7 protein-coding genes are annotated in these 7866 nt (G+C 27.9%); all 7 read left to right on the plus strand.

Going from position 1 to position 7866, the window contains the following annotated elements; all coding sequences use genetic code 11:
* Positions 1 to 293 precede the first annotated feature (293 nt).
* The 7 genes from AZI32_RS16440 to AZI32_RS16470 all read left to right on the plus strand — a co-directional run bounded on the left by AZI32_RS16440 (position 294) and on the right by AZI32_RS16470 (position 7766).
* A complete protein-coding gene (locus AZI32_RS16440) occupies positions 294 to 776 on the plus strand; it encodes an NUDIX hydrolase (RefSeq protein ID WP_061996972.1) in 483 nt (160 codons plus the stop codon).
* A gap of 712 nt (positions 777 to 1488) precedes the next feature.
* Positions 1489 to 2565, plus strand: coding sequence for a ribosome small subunit-dependent GTPase A (rsgA, locus tag AZI32_RS16445; RefSeq protein WP_061996974.1), 1077 nt, complete (start codon positions 1489 to 1491; stop codon positions 2563 to 2565).
* A 167-nt stretch (positions 2566 to 2732) separates the two neighbouring features.
* Positions 2733 to 3050, plus strand: a complete 318-nt coding sequence (locus tag AZI32_RS16450) for a MazG-like family protein (RefSeq protein ID WP_061996976.1) — start codon at positions 2733 to 2735, stop codon at positions 3048 to 3050.
* A 475-nt stretch (positions 3051 to 3525) separates the two neighbouring features.
* On the plus strand, positions 3526 to 4989 hold the full coding sequence (locus AZI32_RS16455) for an NAD(P)/FAD-dependent oxidoreductase (protein ID WP_061996978.1): 1464 nt from the start codon (positions 3526 to 3528) through the stop codon (positions 4987 to 4989).
* Entirely contained in the window at positions 4989 to 6227 is a 1239-nt protein-coding gene (locus AZI32_RS16460; protein ID WP_061996980.1) for an FAD-dependent oxidoreductase, read from the plus strand. Before AZI32_RS16455 ends, AZI32_RS16460 begins: the two co-directional genes overlap by 1 nt.
* The gene (locus AZI32_RS16465; protein ID WP_061996982.1) at positions 6227 to 6589 is read left to right on the plus strand and encodes a DUF1667 domain-containing protein; all 363 of its coding nucleotides are present in this window, start codon (positions 6227 to 6229) and stop codon (positions 6587 to 6589) included. The genes AZI32_RS16460 and AZI32_RS16465 overlap by 1 nt, the downstream gene beginning before the upstream one ends.
* A 238-nt stretch (positions 6590 to 6827) precedes the next feature.
* Positions 6828 to 7766, plus strand: coding sequence for an AEC family transporter (locus AZI32_RS16470; protein ID WP_061996984.1), 939 nt, complete (start codon positions 6828 to 6830; stop codon positions 7764 to 7766).
* Positions 7767 to 7866 lie beyond the last annotated feature (100 nt).

Here is a 7866-nt window from a genome sequence, read left to right on the forward strand (position 1 = left end):
GACTTATTAAAGTGCGCCTATTTTTAAATATTTTATAGTTAAGATATAGTAAACCGAATAAAAGATTTTAAAGATGACTAAAAGGAGCTATCGCTAACGGATTTAAACCCGCTAATGCGACAGCCCCCTAGAATATGATTAAGGGTTAATAGAGGTATTAAGTAAAATATAAAAAATAAGATAATTGTATATAAAGATTAATAAAAGTTGCAATATGGAGTACAAATTTCTACAAAAAAAGTATATGAAAAAGTGTATAATACAAAGTAAATAAAAAACTGGAGGGATATGAAATGAACTTTCCAACACATATTGTTGCTGTTGCTGGACTAATAACCAATGATGATGAAAAAATACTTTTAGTAAAAAATCCAATAAGTGGATGGGAATTCCCAGGGGGACAAGTTGAAAATGGTGAGAATTTGATAGAGGCTCTGAAAAGAGAAATAGAGGAAGAGTCAGGTGCTATTGCAAATATTGATAGTTTAGTTGGTGTATATTCAAATGTTCAAAGTTATATGGGGTGGGACGGTGTAAGTTATACTCCCACAAAGGTTATATTAGATTTTATTGGTAGGTATGTAGGAGGAGATTTACATACAAGTGATGAAAGCATAGAGGTAGGTTGGTTTGAAAAAGAAAATGTTTTACAAATCATAGAAAATGAAAATTTAAAAGATAGAGCAAGAGATATGCTAGAGTTTCATGGCAAAGTTATATATAGAGTATATGAAACTAAACCAGTTTATAGTGTTAAAAGTGAAAGATATATTTAAAAGTAAATTTAACAGAATGATAATTAGTTGAAATTAAAAGACCTAAATTAGTCCATTATAAAATATAAAAAAGTGGAGAAAGTATAGACATTGTGATAGATGAATTAATATTATATGGAACTAATAGCTTAAAGTATAAAATTCAAATTTATATGAATCATGGAGAAGAAGTGCACATATAGAAAACTAAAGCATTTTTTGGTGAATATTGGCGTAGTATTTTTATGTGTTTAAAAAAATATGATAAGTCGTCAGAGAAGGCTGAGTAAATGGATATTTTAGACGTTGAAATATTCAATAAGTTGCTTTGTTTTCAAAAAGTTAATTTATTGAATAAATGAAAAATATATACAAAATATTTATAAAGGAATAGTATTAATATATAGAAGGAAGCTCGAAATTAACTTTATTCAATAACTTAAGAATATTTTTATTTGAAGTTATTCGTAGCATGTTGTACTCTTAAGGGTGGTAAAGCTTTGAAATTGTAATCCTATAATAAATAAAATTCATATTTAGGCAATTAAAATTAAATAATCAATAATGAAATGTTATTAAAAAAATATGCTTTATAAATAAGGATTAAATCTTGTTGAAAGGACGTGATGTTTATGATGAAAAGAATGAACAATTTAAAGTTGAGAATTTTAATTAAAGGGGAGGATATGTCTGATTAATAAGAGTATGCCTCCTGTATTATGGAGGATGAAAAATGAATATTGTAAATTTAAAAGATATAGGATTAAATGAAAAATATATGATGGAAGCTAAAATATATGATAAAAATTTATATATTGGCAGAGTTTCCTTTCAGCATAAGAATATATATAAAGTTATTACTGAAGAAGGTGAAATTAAGGCGGAGGTTTCTGGAAAATTTTCCTATTCATCTTTTGACAATGTTGATTATCCAGTGGTGGGTGATTGGGTTCTAGTAGATAGGAAAAATGATAGCTGTGGAAATGGAGTAATACATCATGTGTTAAAAAGAAAGAGTTATTTTGAAAGAAAGATAGCAGGAACAGCATATGATACACAAATAGTAGCAGCTAACATAGATAGAGTATTTATTTGTATGTCATTAAATAATGATTTTAATCTTAGAAAATTAGAAAGATATGTAGCCACTGCATGGAATAGTGGTGCAGAGCCTGTTATTGTATTAACTAAATCTGATTTATGTAATGATCTAGAAAATAAAGTTATGCAAGTTAAAACAGTAGTTAGTGGATGTGATATGCTAGTTACAAATAGCATTAATGAAGAAGGGTATAAAGTCGTAAAGCCTTATATTGAAAATGGTAAAACAATAGCTTTTATAGGTTCATCAGGTGTAGGAAAATCCACACTTATAAATAAAATTATAGGAAGCGATGAATTAAAAACTAATGAAGTTGATGAAAATGATAGAGGAAAACACACTACAACTTATAGACAAATGTTAATAATACCGAATGGAGGAACAATAATAGATACCCCTGGAATGAGAGAGCTTGGAGTAGTAGCAGCAGATTTAGATAGATCTTTTAGTGATATAGAAGAACTCATTGCAATGTGTAAATTTTCAAATTGCACTCATAGGAATGAACCTAAATGTGCAATTAGAGAGGCTATAGAAAATGGGATTTTAGATGAAAGACGATTTGAAAGTTATAAAAAGCTTCAAAAAGAATTAGAATATAACAATATAAAAGGAAAAGAGCTAAAAAAACGAAAAAATAATTTAATATTTAAAAGTAAATCTGAATTAAAAAATAATAATAAAAATAAATTAAAAAATACAAGATAAGATTTTTTAGTTAAAAAGGAGCTAGTGCAAAACTAATTGAAGAAAGTTAGTATTGCATTAGCTTTTTAAAGTATAGGTTAATTTAGTTTTTGTAATATACAAATAACTGAAATATTTAATTTTATGTTAAAATTAAATGACAATTATTACTTTAATAGGAGGACATTATGGAAAAAATAATGAACTTGAACTTTGAAAAAATAGAAGAACTTACGAAACTAGATAAGAAAACTTTAGTAGAAAGAGCACTTAAACTTTCAGAAGAAGTGGGGGAAGTGTCAGAGGCGGTTTTAAGTTATTCTAATGCTTGTGGATGTGGATATAAGAAAAAAAGTAGAGAAGATGTTATTGAAGAATGTCTAGATGTTATTATAGTTGCGAGTTCTTTAATAAGTCATGTAAGTGATGGAAATTTAGACAATGATGCCGTAAGAAACTTATACTTAAAAAAAATAGATAAATGGGAAGAAAAATCTAGAAAATAACTTAAATTAATATTTGGAAGGTAAGTCTTTTTTACGAAAAAAAATTATTTTAGGTTATATTTAAAAATTAGCAAAAGTAAAAAGGTATAAAAGAGAAAAGTGAATTTACTTAAATACATTTATTGTAAAAAACAATATATAAGTTAAATAGAAAAGTTTATTGTAAACTTAAAACCTTTAGGGAGATATAAAAAACCTAAGGGTTTTTTTGTCAATTAAAATAGAAAAATGAATTATATTGTATATAAAACTATATAAAAAAAGAAAATTGATTAAATATTTTGAATTTTAATTGACAAAATATTCGGAAATGATTAAAATTAAACTAAGTTAATTCAGTATACTAATTAAACTTAAATTTAGATTTTAAGGGAACATATAGTGAAACAAATTAAAATCTAGTTTTCTAGGTTTTATGCTATATAAACTTTAAGGTATATAGCATGATAAAGTTTCAAGACTATAGGAAGAGGTGATGAAAGTGACAAAAAAACAATATGATATTATGGTTATTGGATCAGGAGTAGTTGGTAGTGCAATTGCAAGAGAACTTTCTAGGTATGAATTAAAGGTAGGAGTATTAGAAAAAGAATTAGATGTGGTATGTGAAACAAGTGGTAGAAATAGTGGAGTGCTTCATGCTGGTTTTAATAATAGACCAGGATCACTTATGGCAAAATTTTGTGTAGAAGGTAATTTAGGATTTGATCAAGTTGCAAAAGAACTTAACATACCTTTTAAAAGAACTGGTAAATTAGTAACTGGTTTTACAGACGAAGATATAGAGGTATTAAAAGAATTAAAAGAAAAAGGAGACAAAAATGGTGTGCCAGGGTTAGAGATTGTCTCTGAAAAAAGAATTAAAGAATTAGCACCAAATGTAGAGGGGAAAGCAGCGTTATATTCTCCAATGACAGGAATATTAGATCCATTTATATATACGATTGCATTAGCAGAAAATGCATGTGAAAATGGCGTAGATTTTTATCTAGGAAGAGAAGTAACAAATATAGAAAGAAAAGAAGAGTGTTATGAAATTACAACAAGTAAAGAAACATACTATAGTAAATGGGTAATTAATAGTGCTGGGTTAAATTCAGATAAAGTAGCTAGAATGGTCGGTGTTACAGATTATACAATATATCCATGTAGGGGAGAGTACTTCATTTTAGATCAAAAAGCTGGAAAGTATTTAGAAATACCAGCGTATCCGGTTCCAAATAAGAAGGAAGGTGGACTTGGAATACATCTTACTCCTTCAATTCATGGCAATGTATTTATTGGACCAAGTGCTCAGTACATCGATGAAAACGATAACTATTCAGCAACTGAAGAAGTTATGGACATGCTTGTAAGAGAAGGACAAAAAATATTACCACAAATAAAAAGAGAACATTTTATTAGAAATTTCTCAGGTATTAGACCAAAGTTAGTTAGTAAAGAAAAAGGTGGATATGCAGACTTTGTAATTGAAGAGAGAGAAGAAATACCAAATGTAATTAATTTAGTAGGAATTGAATCTCCAGGATTAACTTCTGCTGTACCGATTGCAAGATGTGTAGTTGAAAAAATAAAAAATAAAGAGACTTTAAAAGAAAATAAGGATTTCAATCCTATAAGAAAAGGAATAGTAAGATTTTCGGAACAATGTGAAGAAAAACAAGCTGAGCTTATAAATGAAAATCCAGATTATGGTGAAATTATTTGTAGATGTGAAACAGTTACTAAAGCAGAAATAATGCAAGCTGTTAAAAATCCGCTAGGAGTAGAAACAGTAACTGGAATTAAATATAGAACAAGAGCTATGATGGGAAGATGTCAAGGCGGTTATTGTCAAACTAGAATTGCAGAAATTATTATGAGAGAAAAAAACAAAAATGTAAATGAAGTAACTTATTCAAGAGATAATGGACAAATGTTTTTAAGGAAGGTGAGATAATGGAAGCAATATTAAAAGATGCAATTATCATTGGAGCAGGACCAGCAGGACTTGCCGCAGCTTTAAAACTAAAAGAAAAAGGTGTAGAAGATATATTAATACTAGAAAGGGAAAAGAGACCTGGTGGAATATTAAGACAATGTATCCATGATGGTTTTGGACTTGTAAGATTTAATGAAGCACTTAGTGGGCCAGAATATGCAAATAGATTTGTAGAATTAGTAGAAAAAGCAAATATAGAAATAGAAACAGAAGCTACTGTAATAAATCTTACTAATAACAAGGAAGTTGTAGCAGCTACAAGAAATGGATTAAAAAAATATAAAGCTAAAGTAATTATTCTATCAATGGGTTGCAGAGAAAGAACAAGAGGAGCAATCAGTATACCAGGAACAAGACCAGCAGGTGTATTTACAGCAGGGGTAGCACAAAGTTATATGAATTTAAAAAATATTATGGTAGGAAAGAAAGTAGTAATATTAGGTTCTGGAGATATAGGACTTATAATGGCAAGAAGACTTACTTTGGAAGGGGCAAATGTACTTGCAGTAATAGAAAAATTGCCATATCCTAGTGGTCTTCCAAGAAACATACAACAATGCTTAAATGATTATGACATTCCATTATATTTAAGTCATACAGTGACAAATATAAAAGGAAAAGAAAGATTAAAGGCAGTAACTGTAAGCAAAGTAGATGAAAAAGGACAAGTTATAAAAGGTTCAGAAAAGGAATATGAATGTGATACATTAATATTATCAGTTGGCCTTATTCCGGAAAATGAGTTATCTCTTAAAGCTGGGGTAGAGCTTGATGAAAGAACAAAAGGACCAATTGTAGATGAAAATTTACAAACTAATATTGAAGGAATTTATGCTGCAGGCAATGTACTTCATGTACACGACTTAGTTGACTTTGTATCTAATGAAGGTGAAAAATTAGCAGAATCAGCATCAAAATATATAATAGATGAAAAAGAAAAAGAAAGTAAAATTTCAATAAAAGGTGATATAACTATTAATAATGTAGTTCCACAAAGAATAAGTGGTGAGAAGGATGTAGAAATCTCTTTAAGAGTAAGCAGACCTTCAAGAGATGGAGCAATAGAAATTAAACAAGGTGAAAACGTTATTAAAGTTAAAAAACTTAAAAAATTAAATCCAGCTGAGATGATACACATAACACTAAAAAAAGAAGAAATTGTTGGTAAAGAAGATATTAAGGTGGTGGCAATATAATGAAAAAAGAAATGACCTGCATAATTTGTCCTAACGGATGTGAATTATGTGTAGATTTAGAAGGAAAAGATATAAAAAATGTAAGCGGGGCTTTATGTAAAAGAGGAGAGGCTTATGTTACACAAGAAATAAAAGATCCAAAAAGAACAATTGCATCATTAATTAAAGTAAATAATGGTGAAGCACAACTTGTCAGTGTAAGAACAACAAAAGCAATTCCAAAAGATAAAATATTTGACGTTATGACAGAAATTAAAAATAAAGAAGTTGAGGCACCTGTGAAAATTAATCAAGTACTTATTAAAAATATATTAGGTCTTGACTCAGATATTATTGCTACAAAAATTGTAGACGGGAAATAATTAATTATGACTAAATTAGGTGATTCTTATGTCTAAATTAAACGGGGAATAAAAGTAAAATATAATTTTAATTTATATTATTTAGACATAAGAAGCACTTATATAAGGAAGCCGTATTAGAGTATAGAAATATTTTTAATTATTAATGACATAAGTAATAAAAATTGTATTTTATAATTTGAAAAAATAAAATTTCAATTACGGCATAATTCCAAGTAAGTTACTAAGGGGGATTGTTATGGAACTTTTAACTGCTTTTGGCAGTATATTTAGTATTATTATAATGATAGCTATTGGATATATTTTGACAAAAAAAGAATGGATAGATAAAGCAGGAGCAAAATTATTTTCAAAAGTTGTTATAAATGTATCGTTACCAGCTTTGATGATTAATAATCTTATGTCGGACTTTGATAGAGCGAAGCTTTTAAGTTTAGGAAAAGGTTTAATAGTACCATTTCTTTCTATAGCTCTTACTTATCTGATAGGTAAGATATTTATAAAAGTATTTAATATTACGCCTAAAAGAAGAGGAACATTTTTATCTATGTTCTTTGTATCTAATACTATATTTATAGGATTGCCGGTTAATTTAGCTTTATTTGGTTCAGAAAGTGTACCTTATGTTTTATTATATTATATAGCTAACACGACTTTCTTTTGGACTATAGGTGTTTTTGAAATAAGTAAAGATGGTGGTGGAGAGGCGCAAGGATTTTTATCAATGAATACTCTAAAAAGAATATTCTCACCACCTTTAATGGGGTTTATAGTGGCTATAATATTAATTATGTTAGCAGTTCCTGTGCCTAAATTTGTAATGGATACTTGTAAATATTTAGGTAATTTAACTACACCTTTATCAATGTTATTTATAGGTAATACAATGTTTTATATAAACTTAAAAGGAATACGTTTTGATAAAGATGTATGGGGAGTTTTATTAGGAAGGTTTATAATTTCACCTTTACTAGTAGTAGGTTTGTGTAAATTTTTCCCATTGCAAAGTCTTATGGCAAAAGTATTCATTATACAAGCAGCAATGCCAGTAATGACTAATACAGCAATAGTATCAAAATCATATGATGCAGATTATCAATATGCAGCTATTATGATTACAATATCTACTGTATTGAGTTTATTTATAATTCCTATATATAAAATACTTCTTCAATAAATATATGTAGAAATAAATTTTAATTTATTAGGGTGTGTCTGAAAACTAATTAGTGCAAAAGATTTAAATTTTAGATATAATAATATCAAAAAAACTATGA

The organism is Clostridium sp. ATCC 25772, assembly GCF_001573875.1.
GTDB classification, from domain to species: domain Bacteria; phylum Bacillota; class Clostridia; order Clostridiales; family Clostridiaceae; genus Clostridium_J; species Clostridium_J senegalense.

What these genes read in the sequence shown, in the direction of transcription:
- rsgA (WP_061996974.1), top strand. Translation starts at nt 1,489, where the DNA reads ATGAATATTGTAAATTTAAAAGATATAGGATTAAATGAAAAATATATG.
- AZI32_RS16470 (WP_061996984.1), top strand. Translation starts at nt 6,828, where the DNA reads ATGGAACTTTTAACTGCTTTTGGCAGTATATTTAGTATTATTATAATG.
- AZI32_RS16455 (WP_061996978.1), top strand. Translation starts at nt 3,526, where the DNA reads ATGAAAGTGACAAAAAAACAATATGATATTATGGTTATTGGATCAGGA.
- AZI32_RS16465 (WP_061996982.1), top strand. Translation starts at nt 6,227, where the DNA reads ATGAAAAAAGAAATGACCTGCATAATTTGTCCTAACGGATGTGAATTA.
- AZI32_RS16440 (WP_061996972.1), top strand. Translation starts at nt 294, where the DNA reads ATGAACTTTCCAACACATATTGTTGCTGTTGCTGGACTAATAACCAAT.
- AZI32_RS16450 (WP_061996976.1), top strand. Translation starts at nt 2,733, where the DNA reads ATGGAAAAAATAATGAACTTGAACTTTGAAAAAATAGAAGAACTTACG.
- AZI32_RS16460 (WP_061996980.1), top strand. Translation starts at nt 4,989, where the DNA reads ATGGAAGCAATATTAAAAGATGCAATTATCATTGGAGCAGGACCAGCA.